This is a genomic window from Fusobacterium perfoetens ATCC 29250 (assembly GCF_000622245.1).
Taxonomy (GTDB): Bacteria; Fusobacteriota; Fusobacteriia; order Fusobacteriales; family Fusobacteriaceae; genus Fusobacterium_B; species Fusobacterium_B perfoetens.
The window spans coordinates 66,414-90,635 of the sequence record NZ_JHXW01000009.1 but is presented as its reverse complement, the minus strand read 5'-3'; the positions used below and the strand labels follow the sequence as shown (position 1 = coordinate 90,635).

Annotated in this window: 26 protein-coding genes; 11 read left to right on the top strand and 15 right to left on the bottom strand. The window is 26.2% G+C overall.

Translation table 11 applies throughout. The features are described from left to right. Positions 1 to 9 precede the first annotated feature (9 nt). Both purC and T364_RS0104240 read right to left on the bottom strand, forming a co-directional pair. Positions 10 to 714, bottom strand: coding sequence for a phosphoribosylaminoimidazolesuccinocarboxamide synthase (gene purC, locus T364_RS0104245; RefSeq protein WP_027128486.1), 705 nt, complete (start codon positions 712 to 714; stop codon positions 10 to 12). 179 nt (positions 715 to 893) lie between these two features. Then, positions 894 to 1,556: a Crp/Fnr family transcriptional regulator gene (locus tag T364_RS0104240; protein WP_027128485.1), complete on the bottom strand. Its 663-nt coding sequence runs from the start codon at positions 1,554 to 1,556 to the stop codon at positions 894 to 896. 86 nt (positions 1,557 to 1,642) lie between these two features. Between T364_RS0104240 and T364_RS0104235 the strand changes: the two genes are divergently transcribed. Next, complete coding sequence (locus tag T364_RS0104235; protein ID WP_027128484.1) at positions 1,643 to 1,999, top strand: CoA-binding protein; 357 nt, start codon at positions 1,643 to 1,645, stop codon at positions 1,997 to 1,999. 16 nt (positions 2,000 to 2,015) lie between these two features. After that, positions 2,016 to 2,318 carry a thioredoxin gene (trxA, locus tag T364_RS0104230; RefSeq protein ID WP_027128483.1) on the top strand — a complete coding sequence of 101 codons (303 nt, stop codon included), beginning with the start codon at positions 2,016 to 2,018 and terminating at the stop codon, positions 2,316 to 2,318. A gap of 77 nt (positions 2,319 to 2,395) precedes the next feature. Here trxA and T364_RS0104225 read toward each other — a convergent pair whose 3' ends face one another. The 3 genes from T364_RS0104225 to T364_RS0104215 form a co-directional block, all read right to left on the bottom strand. Then, positions 2,396 to 3,595 (bottom strand): phosphoglycerate kinase, encoded by a 1,200-nt coding sequence (locus tag T364_RS0104225; RefSeq protein ID WP_027128482.1) that lies wholly within the window; start codon positions 3,593 to 3,595, stop codon positions 2,396 to 2,398. 89 nt (positions 3,596 to 3,684) lie between these two features. After that, positions 3,685 to 4,692, bottom strand: a complete 1,008-nt coding sequence (gene gap, locus T364_RS0104220; protein WP_027128481.1) for a type I glyceraldehyde-3-phosphate dehydrogenase — start codon at positions 4,690 to 4,692, stop codon at positions 3,685 to 3,687. Positions 4,693 to 4,816: 124 nt separating this feature from the next. Next, the gene (locus T364_RS0104215; RefSeq protein WP_027128480.1) at positions 4,817 to 5,686 is read right to left on the bottom strand and encodes an RluA family pseudouridine synthase; all 870 of its coding nucleotides are present in this window, start codon (positions 5,684 to 5,686) and stop codon (positions 4,817 to 4,819) included. A gap of 154 nt (positions 5,687 to 5,840) precedes the next feature. Here T364_RS0104215 and T364_RS0104210 point away from each other — a divergent pair, with 154 nt between their 5' ends. After that, positions 5,841 to 6,218 carry a RidA family protein gene (locus T364_RS0104210; protein ID WP_027128479.1) on the top strand — a complete coding sequence of 126 codons (378 nt, stop codon included), beginning with the start codon at positions 5,841 to 5,843 and terminating at the stop codon, positions 6,216 to 6,218. Positions 6,219 to 6,336: 118 nt separating this feature from the next. On the opposite strand, the gene T364_RS0104205 is transcribed toward T364_RS0104210, so the two are convergent. Both T364_RS0104205 and T364_RS0104200 read right to left on the bottom strand, forming a co-directional pair. Next, positions 6,337 to 7,512, bottom strand: a complete 1,176-nt coding sequence (locus T364_RS0104205; protein ID WP_027128478.1) for a M20 family metallopeptidase — start codon at positions 7,510 to 7,512, stop codon at positions 6,337 to 6,339. 19 nt (positions 7,513 to 7,531) lie between these two features. Further along, positions 7,532 to 8,701 (bottom strand): hypothetical protein, encoded by a 1,170-nt coding sequence (locus T364_RS0104200; RefSeq protein WP_027128477.1) that lies wholly within the window; start codon positions 8,699 to 8,701, stop codon positions 7,532 to 7,534. A 310-nt stretch (positions 8,702 to 9,011) separates the two neighbouring features. Here T364_RS0104200 and T364_RS0104195 point away from each other — a divergent pair, with 310 nt between their 5' ends. From T364_RS0104195 to T364_RS0104170, 6 genes are all read left to right on the top strand, one after another. After that, on the top strand, positions 9,012 to 9,779 hold the full coding sequence (locus T364_RS0104195; RefSeq protein ID WP_027128476.1) for a LamB/YcsF family protein: 768 nt from the start codon (positions 9,012 to 9,014) through the stop codon (positions 9,777 to 9,779). Next, positions 9,779 to 10,972 (top strand): NRAMP family divalent metal transporter, encoded by a 1,194-nt coding sequence (locus tag T364_RS0104190; RefSeq protein ID WP_027128475.1) that lies wholly within the window; start codon positions 9,779 to 9,781, stop codon positions 10,970 to 10,972. Before T364_RS0104195 ends, T364_RS0104190 begins: the two co-directional genes overlap by 1 nt. 67 nt (positions 10,973 to 11,039) lie before the next feature. After that, positions 11,040 to 11,762: a 5-oxoprolinase subunit PxpB gene (gene pxpB / locus T364_RS0104185; RefSeq protein WP_027128474.1), complete on the top strand. Its 723-nt coding sequence runs from the start codon at positions 11,040 to 11,042 to the stop codon at positions 11,760 to 11,762. Positions 11,763 to 11,764: 2 nt separating this feature from the next. Continuing rightward, positions 11,765 to 12,805 (top strand): 5-oxoprolinase subunit C family protein, encoded by a 1,041-nt coding sequence (locus T364_RS0104180; RefSeq protein ID WP_027128473.1) that lies wholly within the window; start codon positions 11,765 to 11,767, stop codon positions 12,803 to 12,805. A gap of 336 nt (positions 12,806 to 13,141) precedes the next feature. Beyond that, entirely contained in the window at positions 13,142 to 14,503 is a 1,362-nt protein-coding gene (locus T364_RS0104175) for an MATE family efflux transporter (protein WP_027128472.1), read from the top strand. 78 nt (positions 14,504 to 14,581) lie between these two features. Further along, the gene (locus T364_RS0104170) at positions 14,582 to 14,869 is read left to right on the top strand and encodes a YerC/YecD family TrpR-related protein (protein WP_027128471.1); all 288 of its coding nucleotides are present in this window, start codon (positions 14,582 to 14,584) and stop codon (positions 14,867 to 14,869) included. Between the two features lie 23 nt (positions 14,870 to 14,892). On the opposite strand, the gene paeA is transcribed toward T364_RS0104170, so the two are convergent. From paeA to T364_RS0104145, 5 genes are read right to left on the bottom strand one after another with little or no spacing between them, the layout of a single operon-like run. Beyond that, positions 14,893 to 16,194 carry a polyamine export protein PaeA gene (gene paeA / locus T364_RS0104165; RefSeq protein WP_035945343.1) on the bottom strand — a complete coding sequence of 434 codons (1,302 nt, stop codon included), beginning with the start codon at positions 16,192 to 16,194 and terminating at the stop codon, positions 14,893 to 14,895. 18 nt (positions 16,195 to 16,212) lie between these two features. After that, positions 16,213 to 17,433, bottom strand: a complete 1,221-nt coding sequence (locus T364_RS0104160) for an ABC transporter permease (protein ID WP_027128469.1) — start codon at positions 17,431 to 17,433, stop codon at positions 16,213 to 16,215. Beyond that, a complete protein-coding gene (locus T364_RS0104155; protein ID WP_027128468.1) occupies positions 17,430 to 18,110 on the bottom strand; it encodes an ABC transporter ATP-binding protein in 681 nt (226 codons plus the stop codon). The genes T364_RS0104160 and T364_RS0104155 overlap by 4 nt, the downstream gene beginning before the upstream one ends. Further along, positions 18,091 to 19,203, bottom strand: a complete 1,113-nt coding sequence (locus T364_RS0104150; protein WP_027128467.1) for an efflux RND transporter periplasmic adaptor subunit — start codon at positions 19,201 to 19,203, stop codon at positions 18,091 to 18,093. The genes T364_RS0104155 and T364_RS0104150 overlap by 20 nt, the downstream gene beginning before the upstream one ends. Beyond that, positions 19,196 to 20,464 (bottom strand): TolC family protein, encoded by a 1,269-nt coding sequence (locus T364_RS0104145; protein WP_158413626.1) that lies wholly within the window; start codon positions 20,462 to 20,464, stop codon positions 19,196 to 19,198. The genes T364_RS0104150 and T364_RS0104145 overlap by 8 nt, the downstream gene beginning before the upstream one ends. Positions 20,465 to 20,940: 476 nt before the next feature. Here T364_RS0104145 and T364_RS0104135 point away from each other — a divergent pair, with 476 nt between their 5' ends. Both T364_RS0104135 and T364_RS0104130 read left to right on the top strand, forming a co-directional pair. After that, a complete protein-coding gene (locus tag T364_RS0104135) occupies positions 20,941 to 21,669 on the top strand; it encodes a basic amino acid ABC transporter substrate-binding protein (RefSeq protein WP_027128465.1) in 729 nt (242 codons plus the stop codon). A gap of 31 nt (positions 21,670 to 21,700) precedes the next feature. Continuing rightward, positions 21,701 to 22,900, top strand: coding sequence for an argininosuccinate synthase (locus tag T364_RS0104130; RefSeq protein WP_027128464.1), 1,200 nt, complete (start codon positions 21,701 to 21,703; stop codon positions 22,898 to 22,900). Between the two features lie 115 nt (positions 22,901 to 23,015). On the opposite strand, the gene T364_RS0104125 is transcribed toward T364_RS0104130, so the two are convergent. The 3 genes from T364_RS0104125 to T364_RS0104115 all read right to left on the bottom strand — a co-directional run bounded on the left by T364_RS0104125 (position 23,016) and on the right by T364_RS0104115 (position 24,218). Next, entirely contained in the window at positions 23,016 to 23,240 is a 225-nt protein-coding gene (locus T364_RS0104125) for a DUF6485 family protein (RefSeq protein WP_027128463.1), read from the bottom strand. Positions 23,241 to 23,251: 11 nt separating this feature from the next. Next, positions 23,252 to 23,692, bottom strand: coding sequence for a Fur family transcriptional regulator (locus tag T364_RS0104120; RefSeq protein ID WP_027128462.1), 441 nt, complete (start codon positions 23,690 to 23,692; stop codon positions 23,252 to 23,254). 73 nt (positions 23,693 to 23,765) lie between these two features. Beyond that, complete coding sequence (locus tag T364_RS0104115; RefSeq protein ID WP_027128461.1) at positions 23,766 to 24,218, bottom strand: GNAT family N-acetyltransferase; 453 nt, start codon at positions 24,216 to 24,218, stop codon at positions 23,766 to 23,768. Positions 24,219 to 24,222: the final 4 nt, after the last annotated feature.

Sequence of the window (24,222 nt, the reverse complement as noted above, 5' to 3'; positions counted from 1 at the left end):
AAAATAAAATTATTTAGTTATTCTTCTCCAAACTTCTTCATAAGCTTCTTCAACATGTCCTAAATCTCTACGGAAACGGTCTTTATCTAATTTTTCATTAGTTGTTAAATCCCATAATCTACAAGTATCTGGTGAAACTTCATCAGCTAATATTATTCTATCTTTATAACGACCAAATTCTATTTTAAAATCTATAAGTCTGATATTTTTTTCTATAAAGAATTTTTTCATTAATTCGTTTATTTTTAATGCTTGTTCAGAAATATTTTTTAATTCTTCTTTTGTAGCTATTCCAATAGCAAGAATTTGTAAATCATTAATCATAGGGTCACCTAGTTCATCATTTTTATATGAAAATTCTAAGATAGGATTAAGTAACTCTCTTCCTTCTTCTACTCCAAATTTTTTAGAAAAACTTCCAGCAGCAACATTTCTAACAATTACTTCTAAAGGAACTATAGAAACTTTTTTTACAAGAGTTTCTCTATCACTTAATTCTTGTACAAGATGAGTTTCAATTCCATTTTCTTCAAGATATTTGAATACAATGTTTGTCATTCTATTATTGATAACTCCTTTTCCAGCGATAGATCCTTTTTTTAGTCCATTAAAGGCAGTAGCGTCATCTTTGTATTCCACTATAAATTGATCTTCTAAATCAGTAGCAAATACTTTTTTAGCTTTTCCTTCATAAACCATTTCTAATTTTTTCATTTTTCCTCCTAAAAATATAAAAATAATAAAATAAAGTTTACCTATTGAATCAATAAAAATTTTTATGCTACATTTTACTAAAAAATTTCAAAAAAAACAATATTTTTTTAAAAAAAATATAAATTTTTTGTTATTAGCTAAAAATATTACATAAAAAGTTCATTTTTTCATCTATATTATTAAGATTTTAATAATTCAAATTGTTCTTTTTTATATTTTATAATTCCTTCAGATTTTAATTTTGAAAGTTCACTTGACATAGCACTTCTATCAATACAAAGATAATCAGCTAATTGTTGTCTATTAAAGGGAATGGAAAATTTTGAAGATTTAGCAATATTAGCTTGTTCTGAGAGATAAGATAATAATTTTTCTCTTGTATTTCTTTTTGACATATGTTCTATTTTAGAGGTTAAAATAATATTATTTTTAGAGAGGATTATAGCAAGATTTCTGATTAAAATTTCTCTAACAGAAGCAGTAAAAGAGCAGGTTTTTGTTATTCTATTAAAATCTATAAACATTACTTTACTTTTTTGAATAGAAATAACACTTACTGGAAGAATATTTTGAGTACAAGCAAAAGCTTCTCCAAAAATTTCACTTTCTTTTATTTCATATATAATATTTCTATTTCCCCAATAATCTTCATTTATAATATGAACTTTACCACTTAAGACTAAACCTATTTCACTAATTTTATCTCCGCTTTTAAAGATATATTTTTCTTTATCAAAATCTTTTATTTTTACTTGTAGACATTCAAATAATATTTCAATTTCTTTGTCGTTTAGACTATAAAAAAGCTCAGATTTTTTTATAATTTCTAAAAAATCTTTCATATTTTTCTCCTTTTGTTGTAAAAACAACATACTTTTTAATAAAATTATATTATAATATAAATATAAAGTCAAGAAAGGAGCTTAAAATGGATTTAGAAGAAATTATGAAAGAAAAAACTTTTATAATAGTTGGAGATACATTAAATGAACAAAAATATGCTTGTATAATAAAAAATAAAATGATTTCTAATGGATATAATGTTTATGCTGTAGGAAAAGAATTAAAATCTTTAAATGATGTTCCAGAAGAAATAGATATTATAGATTTATGTATTAATTCAAAAGATGGACTTCGTCTTATAAAAGAATGTAATAAAACTTTTAAATCTATAGTAATTCAACCAGGAGCAAGTGATGAAGAGCTTCTTAAATATTTAAAAGAAAAAAAATATCCTTATATAGATGGTTGTCTATTAGTAGGATTATCTTTATATAAAAAATAAAAAAAGGAGTGATATTATGTTAAATATAACAAAAGAAAATTTTAATGAAGAGGTATTAAATAGTAAAGGATTAGTATTAGTTGATTTTTGGGCTACTTGGTGTGGACCTTGTAAAGCTTTAGGACCTATTTTAGAAGATTTTGCTAATGGAAATACTAATGTAAAAGTTGGAAAAATAAATGTAGATGAGCAACCAGAACTAGCTTCTCAATTTAGAGTAATGAGTATCCCAACATTATTATTATTTAAAGATGGAGAAGTTATAAACAAATCAGTTGGACTTTTATCTAAAGAAGAATTAGAAAATTTTGTAAAATAATTAAAATAATAAATAAAAAACGACCTCATTTATGAAGTCGTTTTTTATTTTATTATTATTGAGTTGTATATAATAAATTATTTATCAGAAATAGAAACTACTCCTGGTAATTCTTTTCCTTCTAAATATTCAAGAGAAGCTCCTCCACCAGTAGAGATATGAGTAAATTTATCAGCATATCCTAATTGCATAGCAGCAGCAGCAGAATCTCCTCCTCCAATTATAGTTGTAGCTCCTTGTAAGTTAGCTATAGCTTCACAAACTCCAATTGTTCCTTTTGCGTAGTTAGGCATTTCAAATACACCCATTGGTCCATTCCATACTACTGTTTTAGCAGCAGCTATTTCTTTAGAGAATAGTTCAATTGTAGCAGCTCCAACATCTAATCCCATTTGATCAGCAGGAATTTCATCAATAGAAACAGTCATATGAGGAGCATCATTATCAAATTTTGGTGCAACAACTGTATCAATAGGTAATATTAATTTTCCATTTGCTTTTTCTAATAAAGCTTTTGCTAATTCAATTTTATCTTCTTCTACTAAAGAAGTTCCTGTATTTTTACCTAAAGCTCTTAAGAATGTAAACATCATAGCTCCACCTACAAGAACTTTGTCAGCTTTAACTAATAAGTTTTCAATAACTCCAATTTTATCAGAAACTTTAGCTCCTCCTAAGATAGCAACTAAAGGTCTTACTGGAGAATCAACAGCTTCTCCTATAAATTTAATTTCTTTTTCCATTAAGAATCCAGCAGCAGATTTTCCTTCTCCAATATTAGCAGCGATTCCAATATTAGAAGCATGAGCTCTGTGAGCTGTTCCAAAAGCATCATTAACAAATAAATCTCCTAAAGAAGCCCAATATTTTCCTAATTCTGGATCATTTTTAGATTCTTTTTTACCATCAAGGTCTTCAAATCTTGTGTTTTCAAACATCATGATTTCTCCAGATTTTAAATTGTTGATAGCTTCTTCTAATTCAGCTCCTCTAGTAGCTGGAACAAATTTAACTTCTTGTCCTAATAATTCAGATAATCTTTCAGCAGCTGGTTTTATAGATTTAGTTTTTAAATCTTCTTCAGTTTTTACTTTACCTAAGTGAGAGAAAGCTATAACTTTTCCACCATTTTCAAGAACATATTTTATAGTTGGTAAAGCAGCAACTATTCTATTATCATTAGTTATTTTTCCGTCTTTCATAGGAACGTTAAAGTCCACTCTCATAAGAACTTTTTTATCTTTTACATTTAAATCTGTTACGATTTGTTTTGCCATTTTAATCCTCCTAAATTATATCTTATAAAAAACGGAACCCAAAGGTTCCGTTATTCTTTTGTATTTTATTTATTTCTTCTCAAATAGAATTATTTAGATAATTCAACGAATTTTTTAAGAGTTCTGATTAATTGAGAAGTATAAGACATTTCATTGTCATACCAAGCAACTGTTTTAACTAATTGTTTATCTCCAACTGTCATAACTTTAGTTTGAGTTGCATCAAATAAAGAACCATAGCTAATTCCAATGATATCGCTAGATACTAATTCTTCTTCAGTATATCCGAAAGATTCAGTAGCAGCAGCTTTCATAGCAGCGTTAACTTCTTCAACTGTAACTGGTTTAGATAATACTGTTACTAATTCAGTAATAGATCCTGTTACTACTGGTACTCTTTGAGCAGCTCCATCTAATTTTCCTTTTAATTCAGGAATAACTAATCCAATTGCTTTAGCAGCTCCAGTTGTGTTAGGAGTAATGTTAGCAGCAGCAGCTCTAGCTCTTCTTAAATCTCCTTTTCTGTGTGGTCCATCTAATGTGTTTTGGTCATTTGTATAAGCATGGATAGTTGTCATTAATCCTTCAACGATTCCAAAGTTGTCATTTAATGCTTTAGCCATAGGTGCTAAACAGTTAGTTGTACAAGAAGCTCCAGAAATAACTGTTTCAGTTCCATCTAATATATTGTCGTTTACGTTGTAAACTATTGTTTTTAAATCTCCTGTAGCTGGTGCTGATATAACAACTTTTTTAGCTCCTGCTTGAATATGAGCTTCAGCTTTTTCTTTTTTAGTAAAGAATCCAGTACATTCTAATACTACGTCTACTCCTAATTCTCCCCAAGGTAAGTTAGCTGGGTCAGCTTGTGCGAATACTTTTATTTCTTTTCCGTTAACTACGAAAGCATCTTCTTTAACTTCGATAGTTCCATTGAATCTTCCTTGAGCTGAGTCATATTTGAATAAGTGAGCTAACATATGAGCATCTGTTAAGTCATTGATTGCTACTACATCAAACTCAGGGTTTTGAACCATTAATCTTAATGCTAATCTTCCTATTCTTCCAAATCCGTTAATTGCTACTTTAACTGCCATTTAAAAAGCCTCCTTAAAAATATATAAATTTATTTTGTTTTATTTATTCTTTACGGTTATTATACGCATTTATATATGGTTTGTCAATTTTCTGTTAGATTAAAATTGACCATTTTTTTGGTTATTATTTGATATTTAAAAAATCATTCATATCTTTAGGAAGAGGAATTTCAAGCATAAAATCTTCTAAAGTTTCAGGATTTTTTATAATTAATTTGTAAGCATGTAAAAATTGTCTTGAAACTGGTTGAATATCAGGTCCATATAGAGAATCACCTACAATAGGATGACCTTCTAAAGACATGTGTACTCTTATTTGATGAGTTCTTCCTGTAAAAAGTTCTAATTCTATTAAAGAAATATTTTTTTCAAAATCTCTTTTTAGGACTTTAACTAAAGTTTTTGCTTCTTGTCCACCATTTTCAAGAGCTAATTCTTCTCTTTTTATATTATCTCCAACTCTTCCTATGGGTTTTTCAATAAGAAATTCATCTTTTTCAACAATCCCATCAACAATAGCTAGATAATATTTTTTTACTTTTGCTTTATCTTGTAGGAAGGCTTGAGTAAAAGCATTTTTAGTAATAACTATTAAACCAGATGTATCCATATCTAATCTATTATAAAATCTTGGGACTACAGTTTTTCCAGTAGTTTTTAAAAAATAATAAACTATACCATTAGCTAATGTTTTATCAACTTTTTTTTGTGTAGGATGTACAACTAATTGAGGTTCTTTATTAATAATTAATAAATTTTTATCCTCATACACTATATCTAAAGGCATTTCAATTGGTTCTATATTAGTTCCTTTTTCTTTTTCTACGACTATTAATCTGTTAAGTTTTTTAATTTTTTTATCAAGTTTTACTTTTTTATTATTTAGATAAATATCAGCATTTCTTAAATTTCTAGTAGAATAACCTTTTATATTTTTTAAATATTCTCCAACTGTTAAATTATTATTTTCTGGCTCTATTATAAATTTTTTCATTTTTCTCCTTGAGTTATCATATAAATTTATTAATTATAATTATATCATTTCTTATATTTTTTATCAATATTTGAGGTAAGAGCTTTGATTTTTCTAAGTAAATATGATATAATTTAAAATTATAGGAATCAAAATTTAATAGGAGGAATTAAAAATGAAAAGAATAATAAATACACCAAAAGCACCAGCAGCTTTAGGACCATATTCACAAGCAGTAGAGGTAAATGGAACTTTATATATATCAGGACAAATACCATTTGTACCAGAAACAATGACATTGGTATCAGATGATGTAAAAGCTCAAACAAGACAATCATTAGAAAATTTAAAAGCAATATTAGATGAAGCAGGATACACATTTAAAGATGTAGTAAAAGCAACATGTTTCATAAAAAATATGGATGACTTTGGAGCAATAAATGAAGTATACAATGAGTATTTAGGAGAAGTAAAACCAGCAAGAGCTTGTGTAGAAGTAGCAAGATTACCAAAAGATGTAAAAGTAGAAATAGAATTAATAGCTGTTAAATAGTAAATAAAAATTTAGATTTTAAATAAATAATATAAAAAATGCTGAAGAAATTTATTTTCTCCAGCTTTTTTTATTAATGAATAAATATAAATTTTAAATACGATTAAAATAGTTAGTATTATTTATTGTAATTATTTAAAAAATCAATAGCATATTGAGCATAAAGTCCCATACCATATTCTAAAGCATCTTCATCCATATTAAATTTTTCATGATGATGAGGATAATTAGCATTTTTTCTATCATTTCTTATTCCAACGAAGGCTAAAACTCCAGGAACTTCTTCTAAGAAATAACAAAAATCTTCTGCTCCTGTTATTTTTTCAAATTTTGTTAATCCATCTTTTCCTAAAAGTTTTTCAACAGATTTTTCAGCTATATTTGAACAGATAGAATCATTTATAACAGGAGTAGTCCCATAAGAATAAAAAACTTCTCCAGAAGCTCTATAAGCTTCACAAGTTGATTTTACAAATCTTCTTATAGCATCTTCTACTTTTTTTCCAGTTTCTTTACTAAAAGTTCTAACAGTTCCTTCTAAAATTGCTTGGTTAGCTATTACATTAAATCTTGTTCCTGAATGAAAGGAACCAATAGTAACTACAGCAGAATCAACGGGGCTAATCTCTCTACTTACAATAGATTGTAAATTCATAACAAGAGAAGAACCAACTACTATTGAATCTATAGTTTGATGAGGAAGAGAACCATGACCTCCTCTTCCTGTTATTTCAATTTTTAAAACATCTGCTGAAGCCATTCTAGGTCCTTCTTCTACAGAAATTTTTCCACATGGAATATCGGCCCATAAATGAATACCAAAACAACCATCAACAACTCCTTTTAGTGGTTCTTCTTCTATCATTTTTTTTGCTCCTTGAGCAATTTCTTCAGCTGGTTGAAAATATAATTTTACTACTCCATTTATTTCCTCTTCTATTTCTTTTAATATTTTAGCAGCACCTAATAAGATGGCAATATGTCCATCATGACCACAAGCATGCATCATACCAGGAGTTTTAGAAACATATTCTACACCAGTACATTCTTTTACTTGTAAGGCATCTATATCAGCTCTTAAAGCTATTTTTTTACCTTGTTGATTTTTTCCAATTTCAGCAACTATCCCAGTATTTGCTATAACTTTATATTTTATTCCCATTTTTTCAAGTTCTTCTTGAATTCTTTTAGAAGTTTTATATTCTTCTAAACTAGGTTCTGGAATTTGATGAAATTCTCTTCTTAAATTGATTACATACTCTTTATATTTTTTTGCTAATTCTTTTATTTCCATTTATATCACTCCTTAAAAATTATAACATTTTTGCAAATATACCAGCTATAACAACTGAAACAATTGTTACAGAAGCAAATCCTCCAATTAACATTTTAGGAAGCATAGCTTCTAATAAAAATTCAACTTCTTCATCAGTTTTACCTAATGCTTTGGCTGAATCATTTGTTAATGTATAATTGACAGGAAAACCATACAAAGCATTTAAAGATATGGCTATAGCCATAGGAATAGATTCTTTAAAGATTTTAGCTCCAATAATAGAAAAAATAATCAATCCTATAACTCCAAAACCAATAATTCCTATAAATGGAATAATTAAACTTTTTATCATTTCAGGAGTAGCTTGAGCTAATCCTCCAAATATAAAAGCCATTAAACCAGTCATAAAAAATCCAAAAGAACCAGATAAGTCAAGAGGTTTTCTTTCAATTAAACCAATCTCAGCAGCTACCGCTCCTACAATTAAACATATAACAAATTCAGAGATAACTTTATTAGTAATTTCAGCAATAAAGATACTTAATTGAGCTAAAATTCCTAATTGAAATAAAAACATATAAGTTGTTTGATATCTTTTAGGTAGAGGTGGAATTAATTTTTTTTCTTCAATTTTTTTCTCAGATTTTGTAATTTTTTTAATTTCTCCAGCTCTAAACTTTTCTATTAATTTTTTTCCTTCCATATTTAAAGTTATTGCTGTTAAAGGATATCCAGCAAATCCTTGCATAACATACATTCCAACAGCTAATACAGCTAAGGTAGGCATTCCTTTGGCTGTAGCTGCTTGAGACATTATTATAGAGGCAACAACCCCACCAGTTAAAGGAGGAGTAGCTACGAGTAACATATCCCAAGAGAAAAGTAATCTTCCAAGAACAAGAGTTCCAAAGCAAATACCACAGATTCCTAATATAGAAATAGTAAAAGTTTTCCACTGAGCAATTAATTCTTTTATACTCAACATAGTTCCCATATGAACAATTAAAAAATACATGGACAAATAAATTATAGTTGTAGAAAAACCTGCTTTATTCAAAATATCAACAGGAAAAATAGTCCAATATCCTACTAAAAAAAGAACAGCAGTAATAAATACTGATGGAATAATTGCTTTTGTTTTTATAGAAATAATTTCTCCAATAACTAAAGCTAATAAAATTAAAATAAAAGAAATCATTAAGCTCATATTTTCCCTCCTAATTTTTAATAGTACTGTTATGTATATTTTTTTATTATTTTATGTATAAAAAAATAGTAATTTTATTATATCACTCAATTCAGTTTTGTCAATTTTATTTTTATAAAATTTTTATTGACATTTCAAAAAGAATAATATAAAATCTCATTATTTAAAAATATGATTTTTTGATAAAATATATATTTTTTATATTTTGATTGAGATTGAAAAATAAAAAAACATATGGTATATTTAATAATGAAACATATCATATGTTTTTAAAAAAGAATACATTAATTTATTACATGGAGGTAGGGATATGGTAAGAGTAGACTTAAATTGTGATTTAGGAGAAAGTTTTGGGGCGTATAAAATAGGAATGGATGAGGAAGTTTTAAAGTATATTTCTTCAGCTAATGTAGCTTGTGGATGGCATGCTGGAGATTCTGTTGTTATGGAAAAAACAGTTTCTTTAGCTAAAAAAAATGGAGTAGCTATAGGGGCACATCCAGGATTTCCTGATTTAATGGGATTTGGAAGAAGAAATTTAAATGCTTCACCAGCTGAAGTAAAAACATATATAAAATATCAACTAGGAGCACTTCAAGCTTTTGCTAAAGCTGAAGGAGTTGTTTTACAACATGTTAAACCTCATGGAGCTTTATATAATATGGCGGCAAAAGATAGTAAATTGGCCATGGCTATAGCTGAGGCTATAAAAGAAGTTGATGATAGTTTAATTTTAATGGGATTGGCTAATAGTGAAATGATAAAAGCTGGAGAAGCTCTTGGGTTAAAAGTAGCTAATGAAGTTTTTGCTGATAGAGCTTATAATGATGATGGAACATTGGTAGCTAGAACTTTACCAGGAGCAGTTATCCATGATAAAGATTTAGCTATAAGAAGAGTTATAAGAATGGTAAAAGAAGGAAAAGTAGAAAGTATAAATGGAAAAGATGTAGATATAAAAGTTCATACTATATGTATACATGGAGATAATCCAGAAGCTTTAGTATTCTCACAAAAAATAAGAGAAGCTCTTATTAATGAAGGAGTTGAAATTTCTTCGTTAAGAGGTGATGAATAATGGCGGATAACAAAAATAAAGGAGCCATAGTGGGGGCAGCCTTCCTTATGGCAACATCAGCTATAGGACCAGGATTTTTAACACAAACAGCTGTATTTACAGAAACTTTTAAAGCTAATTTTGCTTTTACTATTTTAGTTGTTACAGTAGCTACATTAATTGTTCAATTAAATATTTGGAGAGTAATTTGTGTTTCTGGAATGAGAGGACAAGATATTGCCAATAAAGTAGCTCCAGGATTAGGATATTTTATAGCTGGATTAGTTTCATTAGGAGGCCTTGCTTTTAATATAGGAAATGTTGGAGGAGCAGCTTTAGGATTAAATGCTTTATTTGGATGTGACATAACTTTAGGAGTAGTTATATCTGGGGCTTTAGCTGTATTTGTTTTTTTATCTAAAGATATGGGAACTGTAATGGATAAATTAACAAAATTTTTAGGAGCTTTAATGATAATTGTTATGGGGTATGTGGCTGTATTATCTAACCCTCCAGTAGGGGCAGCTCTTCATGGAGCAATTTTTCCAGAAAGTTATAGTGATTTAACTTTATCTATAGTAACTTTACTTGGAGGAACAATTGGAGGATATATAACATTTGCTGGAGCTCATAGACTTATAGATGCTAATACTAAAGGGATAGAAAATTTAGATAAAATTAATCAAAGTTCTATAATGGGAGTTTCAATAGCTTCTCTTATAAGAATTATGTTATTCTTAGCTGTACTTGGAGTTGTTTCAGTTGGATTTAAACTAGACCCAGCTAACCCACCAGCTTCTGCTTTTAAGGCTGGAGCCGGAATTATAGGATACAAAATATTTGGATTAGTTATTTTTGCTGCTGCTTTAACTTCAATAGTAGGAGCTGCTTATACTTCAGTTTCATTCTTAAAAACTTTATCAAAAACAGTAATGGAAAAAGAAAAATATTTTATAATAGGATTTATAGTATTTTCAACTTTAGTTATGGCTTTCCTAGGAAAACCTGTTGTTTTATTAGTTTTAGCAGGGTCACTTAATGGATTAATACTTCCAATAACTTTAGGAGTAGTATTATTAGGTTCAAGAAAAAAAGAAATTGTAGGAGAATATAAACATTCAACATTACTTACCGTTCTAGGAACAATAGTTGTTTTTGTAACTGGATATGCAGGAATAATGTCTTTAAAAGGAATAATGCAACTTTTTAAATAATATAAATTTCTCCTGATTTTCAGGAGAAATTTTATATTCATTTTACTTTTAGTTTTAGGAGGATTTTATGAAATTTTTAAAAGCCGGTGACTCAGCATTAATAATAGAATTAGGAAATGAAATTTCCCCAATAATAAATTATAATTTAAAAAAGATTACAGAATATTTAGATTCATTAAATCATAAAGGGATAAAAGATTTATTACCTACTTATAGGTCAATTATAGTTTACTATGACCCTTTTGTAATTTCTTTTGATGAATTAAAAGGAATAGTAGAAAAAAATTGTAAGATAGAAGATTCAAATATAGTAAAAATAAAAAAAGAAATAGTTGAAATACCAGTTTTATATGGTGGAGAATATGGTCCAGATATAGAAAATATAGCTTCTCATAATAAACTTTCAGTAGAAGAAGTTATATCAATCCATACATCTGGGGAATATTTAGTATACATGCTAGGATTTACACCAGGATTCCCATATTTAGGAGGAATGGATAAGAGAATAGCAACTCCTAGATTAAAAACACCAAGAACAAAAATACCTGGAGGTTCAGTAGGAATAGCTGGAGAACAAACAGGGGTATATCCAATTGAAAGTCCTGGAGGTTGGCAATTATTAGGAAGAACTCCTTTAAATTTATTTGACCCAGAAAATGAAAAACCATTTTTATTAAAGGCTGGGGAATATATAAAATTTGTATCTATTTCTGAAAAAGAATATAAGGATATTCTTGAACAAGTGAAAAATAAAACTTATGTTGAAAAGCGTTACTTGAAGGAGGAATAATAATGGAAACTTTAAAAATTTTAGATGCAGGACTTTTAACAACTGTACAAGATTTAGGAAGATATGGTTATCAAAGATATGGAGTTTCTGCTTCAGGTGTAATGGATAATTTTTCAGCTAGAATCGCTAATATCCTTGTTGGAAATTCTCAGGAAGAAGCAGTATTGGAAACAACTTTAAAAGGAATAAAAGTAGAATTTTTGAAGGATACAATGTTTTCAATAACAGGAGCTCAATGTGACTCATCTTTAAATGAAGAAAAAATAGAATTATGGAAAAGTTATAGAGCTAAGAAAGGCGATATTTTAAAAATGGGAATTTGTAAAGCTGGACTTAGAAATTATATAGCTTTTTCAGGTGGGATAGATGTTCCAGTAATTATGAATAGCAAATCAACAAATTTAAAAGCTAAAATAGGTGGTTTCCAAGGTAGAAAACTTATGACTAATGATATTTTATCTATAGGAAACGCTATTGGAGAGAATATATTAAAATTAAAAGATGAATACATACCTAGATATCAAAAAGAAATAGAAGTTGGAGTTATACTGGGACAACAGGATGACCATTTTACAGAAAAGGGAATAGAAACTTTCTTTAATGAAATTTATACAGTAACTCAAGAAAGTGATAGAATGGGAATTAGATTATCTTCTGTATCAGGTGAAGTTATTGAACATAAAAATGGAGGAGACATAATTTCTGATGGAATAACTTTTGGAGCTATTCAAGTACCAGGTAGTGGTCAACCAATAATAATGATGGCAGATAGACAAACTACAGGGGGATATACAAAGATAGGAAATGTAATTTCTAGTGATTTACCAAAACTTGCTCAAGCAACACCAGGTTCAAAAGTAAAATTTAAAAAATATTCTTTAGAAGAAGCATTAATTGCTTTAAAAAATATGAATGAGATAATAGAAAATACTACTTCATATAATAGGTTTAAATTAGAAGAAAAAGATGAATTTGTAATGAGAAAGTATAGTGTAAAAATAAATGGAAAAGTATTTAACCTTGAAGTAGAGAGAATAAAATAAAAAATAAAGAGTTATTATATTTTTATTTATAATAACTCTTTTTTATTTAAAAATTTTATAAAAATAGCTATAAATTTTTTTGAAAAATATTTTTAATTTTAGAAGTTTTCTCTATTATTGATAATTTTATAAGGAATAATAACTTTTTATAATATTGAGTTTACTAAAAAATATAATTTTATTATATTAAAATGGTATTTTTTAAAATTATAAATAAAGAATATTAGAAAAAAATTATATATGTTAAAAAATTTTTATAACTATTTTCTTTAATTAAATAATATGCTATACTATATTTTGCTAAAAATAAAAAATAATGTATAAAGGTGAAATATTATGAAATTATCAAATGATTTAGGAAAAGATTCTGTTTTAGGACTAGTTTTTAAGTTAGCTGTTCCTACAATGTTGGCTCAACTTGTTAATTTACTTTATAGCATAGTAGATAGAATGTATATAGGGCATATTCCTGAAATAGGAGGAATAGCATTAGCTGGAGTAGGGGTTTGTGGACCTATAGTTACTTTTTTATCTTCCTTTGGAACTCTTATAGGATTAGGTGGTTCTATAACTATGTCAATAAAAATGGGAGAAAAAAATGAAAAAGAAGCTAGACAAATTTTATTTAATAGTTTTTCTATGTTAGGAATTTTAAGTATTTTTTTAACGATAATTTTTTTACTTTTAAAAAATAAATTAATAATGATTTTTGGGGGAAGTGAAACAACTTTTATTTATGCTAATCAATATTTAACAATATATACTTTAGGAAGTTTTTTTGCTTTAATGGCTGTAGGATTAAACTTTTTTATAACTTGTCAAGGATTTTCTATGGTGGGAATGGCTACGGTAATTATTGGAGCAATAACAAATATAATTTTAGACACTGTTTTTATTTTTTATTTTAATATGGGAGTTAGTGGAGCAGCGTGGGCCACAGTAATTGCTCAAGTTTTATCTTTTCTTTTTGCTTTTTCATTTTTAAGAAGCAAAAAAATTATAATTCCTATAACAAAAGAAAAATATTCTTTAAAAATCATAAAAAATATTATAAGATTTGGATTTTCACCTTTTTTTATATTGGCTACAGATAGTCTTATTTTAATAATGTTGAATACTATGTTACAAAAATATGGTGGAGTAGCTCAAGGAGATTTATTAATATCAGCAGCTACTATTATCCAAAGTTTTCTTTTGCTTATTACAGGTCCATTGATAGGACTTTCAGGAGGAACTCAACCTCTTTTAAGTTATAATTATGGAGCTAAACAAATAGATAGAGTAAAGAAAGCAGAAAAATATATTATAATTTTTGCTTTAGTTTTAACAGGGGCTATGTTTTTCTTAACAGATTATATTTCACCTAAATTTATAAACTTTTTTACAGACGAAAAAGAATTAGTAGAAGTTTCACTTTGGGGAATAAAAAATAGTCTTTGGGGAATAATTCCTCTTTCTTTTCAATATTGTTATGTAGATGGTTTTACAGCAGTAGGAAGAATTAAAACAGCTTTTGCTCTTTCAATGAATAGAAAAATTATCTATGTATTAAGCACTTTATTCTTACCTATGTTTTTTCAAGCAAAATTTGCTTTTTTTGCTCAACCAATATGTGATATAATAGGAGCTATTGTTAGTATTACTACATTTTTCTTTATATTTAATAAACATTTAGAAAAAAGACTTTTACAAAATTAATATAAAAAAGTTGATTTTTTTGGTAATTAGTATTATAATTTAGTTGACTAAATTATTAAAGTGCTCTTGGAGGGAAGTATGAATAAACTAAAAAATCCCATGAATGATGCTTTATTTGAAGCTTTTTTAAAATTAGAAACTTTGGAAGAATGTTATGCTTTTTTTGAAGATATATGTACCTATAAAGAAATTGAAGCAATGAGTAATAGGCTGGAAGCAGCAAAACTTTTAAATAAAGGAAAAACTTATGAAGAAATATTAAAAGATATTAATATCTCTTCATCAACTTTAAGTCGTGTAAGTAAAGCCTTAAAATATGGAACAGGCGGATATGAAACTATAATAAAAAGAATAAATAAAAAATAACTGAAGAATTTTATTTTCTTCAGTTATTTTTTTGTAACTAGTAATTGGTCTATTTTATAATTATCAACATCTACAACTTCAAAAATATAATTTTGAAATTCTACTTTCATGGCCTTTTTAGGAATACTTTTTAAAGCAAACATCATAAAACCAGCAATACTTTCATATGAATCTTCTTCAGGAAATTTTTCTATTCCAAGAACTTTTTTAACATCTTCTATAGAAGTAACTCCATCTATTAACCAAGAATTTTCTCCTCTTGCAATTATTTGTTGTTCATTTAAATCTTGATAAACAGTATCTCCCATTAAAGTATTAACAACATCATAAAATGTTACTATTCCAACAACATTACCATATTCGTTTAAAATTACAGCAAAGTCATCTCTAATTTCATTAAATTTATCTAGAGTTTCTGATATAGTTAATGTATTAGGAATTATTAAGAGATTAGAGTTCATTACATTCCTAATATCTTCAAATCCGTTAAATTTTTCTTTTAAAATAAGGGGAAGTAAATCTTTGGAATTAACATACCCTATAACAGAATCAAGAGATTCTTGACAGACTAAAAACTTAGAATGAGGATGTTTACAAATTTTATCTTCTATATTTTTTTTAGATTCAGATAAAGTGAAATATATAATTTCATTTCTTGTAGTCATAATAGAAGAAACCCATCTTGTATCAAGTTCAAAAACATTTTCAATAAGAGAATATTCTTTTTTTTGAATAACTCCTGTTTCAACACCAGCATCAACAATAGCAAAGATATCGTCATATGTAACAGAATCATTTCTATTTAATTGAATTTTAAATATTTTAAAGAGAAAAGTAGCAAAGTTATTAAAGATAAATATTAAGGGTTTAAAAATAAAAATAAAAAATGTCATAGGTTTAATTATTTTTACTGCTATTTTTTCAGGAGAAGCCATAGCCAATCTTCTAGGAATAAGGTCTGCAAATTCTATAAATAAACTTGTTACAAAAATAAAAGAAAAAATAGACCCAATAGTATTTGCTTTTGAAGAAAAAAAAGAAAAATATTCTTTTACAAAAGAACTTATAAAAGGAGTCAAAATATCATCTCCACAAATACCTCCTAATATAGAAATTGCATTAGTCCCTATTTGAACAGCAGCAAAAAAATTTCCAGATTTTTCTTGAATTTCTAATACTTTTTTGGCGTTTTGATTTCCTTTTTCTTCCATGATTTGTAATTTTAATTTTCTAGCTGAAGCTAATGAAATTTCACTTATTGCAAAAAATATACTTATTAAAATGAGAAATAATAAAATAAATATTCTAGAAATTAATGTTTCCATAAAAGTCACCTCTTAATTTTATTCACTTCTTAGAGCTTCAATAGGATTTAATTCAGCAGCTTTCTTAGCTGGTATAACACCAAATATTATACCAATTCCCATAGAAACTATCAAAGAAATTACCATAGAAGTAATTGAAAATAATGGTGGGATATTAACAATTTTTCCAATAATATTTCCTAATATAAATCCTAGAATAATTCCTAAAACTCCACCTAATCCTGTAAGAATAATAGATTCTATTAAAAATTGAAACATAATATCTTTATTGGTAGCTCCAATAGCTTTTCTTATTCCAATCTCTTTTGTCCTTTCAATAACACTAACAAGCATAATATTCATTACTCCAACTCCTCCAACAAAAAGAGAGATTCCAGCCACAAAAGTTACAAATAAATTTAGAGTACTTAATATATTATCAAAGGAAGCTGCTCCATCAGAAAGAGCCTTTACTTCGTATAAGTCAGAAACTCCAGTAATATTTTCTAAAATATTTTTCATTTTTGCCATATCTTCAGAAGCTTTTGAAGGGTCTTTAGATTCTACAACGATACTGCTATAATTAGAAGCATTATCATATAATCTTTCATAAGTAGAAAGAGGAAATCTTGCAAATCTAGGAATTCTTTTTCCTCCCATAGCTTTAACATAATCTTCAAAATTATTTTCAAAGACTCCAACTATTCTATAATCAATTTCAGGGTCTTTTCTAGTAAGTGCTAATCTTATATTTTTTCCTAAAGCATTTTGTGGAGAGCCAAAAATATCTTTGGCTGTAATATTATCAATTATAACTATTTTTTCTCCAGAATTATATTCAAAAGATATGAAATCTCTACCATATAAAAAATTTACTTTATCTATTTTTTGATATTCAGGGGTAGCTACAGTTAACCAAACAATTTCAAATCTATCTTTAATTTTAGAATATATTCTTTGAGTAATCTTTGGGCTTATATTTTTAAATTCATTTGTAGCTTTTAATTTTTCTATCATTTCATCTTCAAAAAGATATTTCCATCTAAAATTTTCATCTTTCATATCAGCATAAACAGTAAATTTTCCATAACCATTTTCTTTTAATTTACCTGTTATATTTTTTTGTCCACCTTTTCCAATAGCAGACATAGTTATTACAGAAGAAATTCCTATGATAATTCCTAACATTGTAAGAAATGAACGAGCTCTATTTCCTTTTAAACTTTTTATGGCACTATTAAAACTTTCTATAAAATTCATTTACTTTCACCATCTTTTATTATTTTACCATCTTTAAATATTAAAATTCTTTTACAGAAATTTGCTATTTCAGGTTCATGGCTTACAATTATTATTGTTTTTCCTTGATTATTTAATTCTTTAAATAGATTCATTATTTCATTTTCAGAAACACTATCTAAATTTCCTGTAGGTTCATCAGCTAGAATAACAGATGGATTATTGATTAGAGCTCTAGCAATGGCTACCCTTTGTCTTTGTCCACCAGAAAGTTCATTAGGTTTGTGATGAACTCTTTTTTCAAGACCAACTTTTTTTAAAACTTCCAAAGCTCTCTTTTTTCTCTCTTCTTTATCAATTCCAGCATAAACTAAAGGAAGTTCTACATTTTCTTCAGTAGTTAATTTAGGAAGTAGATTAAAAGATTGAAAGACAAATCCAATTTTAGAATTTCTAATTTTACAAATTTCATTTTCACTTAAGTTTGAGATATTAACATCATCTAATATATATTCTCCTTCAAACTCTTTATCAAGACAACCTAGAATATTCATCATAGTAGATTTACCACTTCCACTACTTCCCATAATAGCAACAAACTCACCTTTTTTTATATTAAAATTAATATTTTTTAAAGCATGAAGTTTGTTTTCTCCGTTTATATAATATTTATTTATATTATTTATTTGTATTATCAAGCTTTTCACCTTTATTTTCAATCTTATTAAGAGTCTTTTTAAAAATTTTATCATTAGGTTTTAATGTTAAACTAGGAGTTGTTAATATTTCATCTCCTATTTTTAAACCACTTTTTATAATGATTGAATCTCCTTTTATATTTTCAATTTCAACATCTCTTCTTATAATTGTATTGTTAGAATCTACAATATAAACATAGTATTGATTATTATCTTCAAGTAAAGCATTTTTTGAGATAGTAATATCATCATTTTTTTCTAAAAAGATTTTTGCTGAAACTTTAAATCCAGGAATTATATTTGGAATTTCTTCAAGAGGTGTGACTTCAACTTCTACAATATTTTCAGATGTAGTAGAAGAAGGTTTTGAAATTTTAGATATTTTAGTTACTTTTCCTTTAAAAGATAGTTTTTTTTCAAAAGCTTCTGGTTTGATTTCAAGATTTTGACCAAGATATATGTCTTTTATATCATACTCTGCAACTTCTAAAACTATTTTTATATTTGATAAATCTGCTATTTCCATTAAAGGTTCATCAGTATTTACAGAATAATTTTCTTGAGCAAGTAGAGATGTAACAGTTCCACTTACAGGACTTATTATTCTTTCAGCTGTTTTTAATAAATCTTCTTGATATTCTTCAATATTTATTTGGTATCTTTGTATTTCCTCTTCTAATTCTTTAATATAGTTAACAGAACTTCCACCTAATTTTAGTAATTCTTTTTCAACTTCTAAATTTCTTTTAATCTTTGCTAAACTTAATTCTTCCCTTTTTAAATTTCTAATTATATTATTTCTTTCTGTTTCATCAAAAGTCATAAGGATTTGTCCTTTTTCAACATAATCTCCCTCTTGAATAAAAACCTCATCTACTTTTAATTTTTTATCAACAAATATTTTTTTTGTATCATTTGCTTCTATTTTTCCCTCTACATTGATATATCCTCTTTTATTATTAGTTGAAATAATTCTTGTAGGATATATTATTTCATTTTTATTGTTTTTTTTATTTTTTGAAATAAAAATACCACCACCTAATAAAATCAATATAAGACTTATAACAGTAATTATTCTCAGTTGTTTATTCATGATTTTTTTCTCCTCTAATCATTATTTCATAGATATATCCATTAAATAAATTTTTAGCTTTTTCAGCCTCTACTTCAAATTTTAAGTAATCTTCAAATACATCCATAACTTCTACATAAGTAATATTTCCTAAAGTATATTTTTTTTTCATTATTTCATATTTATTATTTTCTAAGTTTGCTTTATTTTTATTTATAATATAATTTCTATAAAAATTATTATAATTTTCTTGGATTTTTAATTGCATTGAAATATTTTTTTCGCTTTCTTTTTTATGATTTATATTCTGTTGAGCAAGAGTTATTTTTTCATTTTCTAGATTTACATCATAATAAAATAAATCTTTAGAAAATTTTAAAAATACTCTATTTTCTGAATTTGTATTATTATGAGTTTCTTTTTTTCTTTCAACTCCTAAAGAAATATCAGGAACTTTATTAGAATAAGATAGGTAATTGATATTTTCTTCAGTAATTTTTCTATCTAAATCTAAACTTTGTAATTTTCTTTCACCAATATTTGATATATATTTTGAAATATCAATTTGTTTTATTTGAATATCTGCTAAAATTTTATTTGATATGTCAATATTAAATTCATATAGAAATCTATCCTTTATCTTTTTAAGATTTCTATCTAAGATTTTTAATTCAATTTCTAAATTTTCTCTACTAACTTGTAAAGTTTGTAAATCAATTTTTGGAATAGCTCCCAATTCATAAGATTTTTTTAAGATTTTTTCTTCTGCTTTTAATTTTGAAAGATTGTTACTTTTTAGTTTTGTTTCAAATTCATTATTTTTATATTCTTCATAAAGATTTATTAAATCTATTTTTTTATTTTCAAGTTCATCTAAATATGAAAATTTATCTTTTAGTTTTGTATATTTTAATTTTTTTAACTCACTATCACTTTTAGAATAGACCATATTTTTTAAATTTTTATTTATTCCATAGATGATTTCACTATCACCATCATCTATTTCTTTTGAGATTTTATTTTTAGATACATTTACATAAAAATCTCCATAAATTAATTTTCCTGTTGTATCATATTTATCTTTATCATAATCATATTTTATATCAGCTTCACTTTTAATTCCATTATATAAATCTAAATTATAAAATTTTTCTTTAGAAATATTTTTTTCTTTTTCTAAATCATATATTTCTCTATCATAATTTTTTATATCTATCATATTTAACATCTCATCAAGTGTTATATTATTTCCATAAGATAATATGGGAAATATAAAAAACATAAAGATTTTAAATAGGTATTTTTTATTTATCAGCATAAATTATTCACCTCAAATGTTTTTTCATAAAAAGATTATACTATATTATCTTTTAACTTTAAAGAAAATTTTTTTTAGAAAATTTTTTAATTTTTTATTGACAAGAAAATTTTTTTATGATAATATTGCTCTAACAAAACAAAAAGGAGGAAAAGACAATGTTAGTAACATTAAATTTAAGGAACAGGAAATATTCTACAACAATTAAATATCTTAAGTTATTTAATGTTAGTCAAAACATTGTGATTTCTTTAAGGCAGGATTAATTTAAAATTTTGATTAGAGTGGATATTTTCTTAATATTATATTTTATATTTTTATTTTAAATTTAATCTTATATGTTTTATAATCAGTTTATAAAGACCAACATTGAAGTTGGTCTTTTTTTATTGTCAAAAATTTTAATTTTTATAAATTTTATTTTACGAGGAGGATATTATATGAAAAAATTAGTTTTACTTATTATGACACTTTTATCACTTGTTGCTTTTGGAAAATCTGACAAATTATATGTTGGAACTAATGCAGAGTTTGAACCTTTCGAATATTTAGAAAATGGAAAAATAGTTGGATTTGATGTAGAATTAATGGAAGCTATTGGTAAAAAAATAGATAAAGAGATTATTTGGAAAAATATAGCTTTTGATGGATTATTACCAGCACTTCAATCTAAAAAAATAGATGTAATAATAGCTGGGATGACAGCTACAGAAGAGAGAAAGAAATTTGTTAACTTTTCTGACCCATATTTTGTATCAAGTCAAATGATAATGGTAAATACAGAAGATTCAAAATCTAAAATTATTAAATCTTACGATGACTTACCAGGAAATGTAGTTGGAGTTGTTTTAGGATATACAGGAGATATAGCTGTAAGTAAAGTAGAGGGAGTAGAAGTTCAAAGATTTAATGGAACTTCTGAAGCTATTATGGCTTTAAACGCTAAAAAAGTTCAAGCGGTAGTATTAGATTCAGAACCAGCAAAAAATTATGTAAAAACTAATAAAAATTTAAAATTAATAAATACAGATATAGCTAAAGAAGAATATTCAATAGCTGTTGGAAAAGATAATAAAGAATTAGCTAATGAGATTAATGAGGCATATCAATCATTAGTAAAAGATGGAACTTTTGATGAACTTATGAAAAAATATTTTGCACAAGAGTAATTAATTTATAATAAATCTATGGAGGAAGAAAATGAAAGAGAAAGTTGTTTTAGCATATTCTGGAGGATTAGACACATCAGTAATTATACCTTGGTTAAAAGAAAATTATGATTTTGAAGTAATAGCAGTATCTGTAAATGTAGGACAAAAAGATGATTTTGAGGCAGTAGCTAAAAAAGCTAAAGAAAGTGGAGCATCAAAATTTTATGCTGTAGATAAAACACAAGAATTAGTAGATGAATATATATTCCCAATGATAAAATCAGGAGCTAAATATGAAGGAAAATATCTTTTAGGAACTTCAATAGCAAGACCTGTTATATCAAAAGCTTTAGTAGAAATAGCTAAACAAGAGGGAGCTAATTATATTGTTCATGGAGCAACAGGAAAAGGAAATGACCAAGTTAGATTTGAGTTAGGAATAAAAGCTTTAGCTCCTAATATAAAAATTATTGCTCCTTGGCGTATTTGGGATATAAAATCTAGAAAACAAGAAATTGAATATTTAAAATCAAAAGGAATTGAATTACCTTTTAAAGAAAATTCTTCATATAGTAGAGATGAAAATCTTTTCCATATAAGCCATGAGGGGCTAGAACTTGAAAATCCAAGTAATACACCTAATTATTCAGAACTTTTACAATGGGTAAAACCTTTAGAAGATACTCCAGAAGAGGGAGAAACAATCTCTATAGAATTTGAACAAGGTGTACCTACTAAATTAAATGGAGTTGCTCTTTCAGGAGTGGAATTAGTAAAACAACTTAATGAACTTGGAAGTAAACATGGAGTGGGAGTTATAGATTTAGTAGAAAATAGATTAGTTGGAATGAAATCTCGTGGAGTTTATGAGACACCAGGTGGAACAATTTTATATTTTGCTCATGAAGAATTAGAGAGATTATGTTTAGATAGAGAAACTTTCCAAGCTAAAGAAAATTTATCAAACTATATGGCAAAATTAATTTATAATGGACAATGGTTTACAACTTATAGAGAAGCAATTTCAGCTTTTGTAGATGTTTCTCAAAAATTTGTAACAGGAGTTGTAAATTTAAAACTTTATAAAGGAAATATTATACTTCAAGGAATGGAATCTCCATATTCATTATATTCTGAAGATTTCTCTACATTTGATGAAGATAATGTTTATAACCAAAAAGATGCTGAAGGATTTATAAACTTATTTGGACTACCTATTAAAATTCAAGCACTTTTAAGAAATAAATAATAAGCAAACAAACCAAAACTTTTAAAACTAAAGGAAGGGAACTATTACATTTTATAATAATTTGTAATAGTTCTTTTTCTTTATTAGAAAATAAAAATAGCACAAATATATTGTGCTATTTATTATTTTTATTATTATGTTTTAATACAAAATTAGCAAATCCCTTATAGGAATAATCTCCATTTTCTGGTTTTTCCTTAGAAATATCATTGAAAAAACAAGATGGAATTTCACCTAATTTTAAACATTTTAAAATACAGAGATTGCAACCTTTAGCATGATTAGTAGGATGATTAGGACAATTTAAATCTGTACAACTACAAAATTCTTTACTTTCCATTAATATCACTATTAATTATGACTTTTAGCTTTTTTTAAACAATGCTCACAAGTACCTTTAAAATATATATGTTTTTCTTTTATATCAAATTTATCAAGTTGACTTAAATCTAAAGAAGATGTATCTAAGAAAATATCATATATATTTCCACAGTCATTACATTTAAAATGTCCATGTAATGTCATATTAGCTTCATAACGAGTTTCATTTTCTTCAATAACTATTACACTAACAATTCCTTTTTCAACAAAAGTATTTAGAGTGTTATAAATTGTAGTTTTTGAAAGAGTAGGAATTTCATCACATAAAGCTTTATATATTGTATCAACAGTAGGATGGATTCTATTTTCTAAAAGAAATTTATAGATTTGCATTCTTTGATAAGATGGTTTTATCCCATGTTCTTTTAAAAAGCTACCAACATCTTTAACTTCTTCTATATGATTATTCATATTTGTACTCCTTTCATTTTATAATGATTTTTATATTATTATAATTTAAAATTAGAAAAAAGTAAAGTTTTTTTTAAGAAGTTAAAAATTTTTTCATAATAAATCTATCAATTCCTATATCATACTCATCTTTTTCAAGGCTTTCAATAAAATAATCAATTCTTTGATAAAGATTAATAGCTTTTATATTTTTAGGGTCAACAGTTAGAGAAATAACTTCTTTGTTATAGTTTTTAAAATATTCTTCACAATATAGTAAAAGTGTAGTACCTATACCTTTTTCTCTATATTCTTTCATAACAGAAAATCCGTACAGAAAAACTTCAGGTCTATCAAAAGCTATCATAAATTCAGCAGCTCCTACAACTTTTTCATCTTCTATAGCAACAAATACCTTTCCAAACTTTACAATAGGTTTTAATATCCATAAATCAACTCCACCAAATTTTCCAAAGGTATCCTTTTCCATTTCAACTATTTCATTCATTATATTTTTATCTTTTATAGAGACTTCTCTTATTTCCATTTTT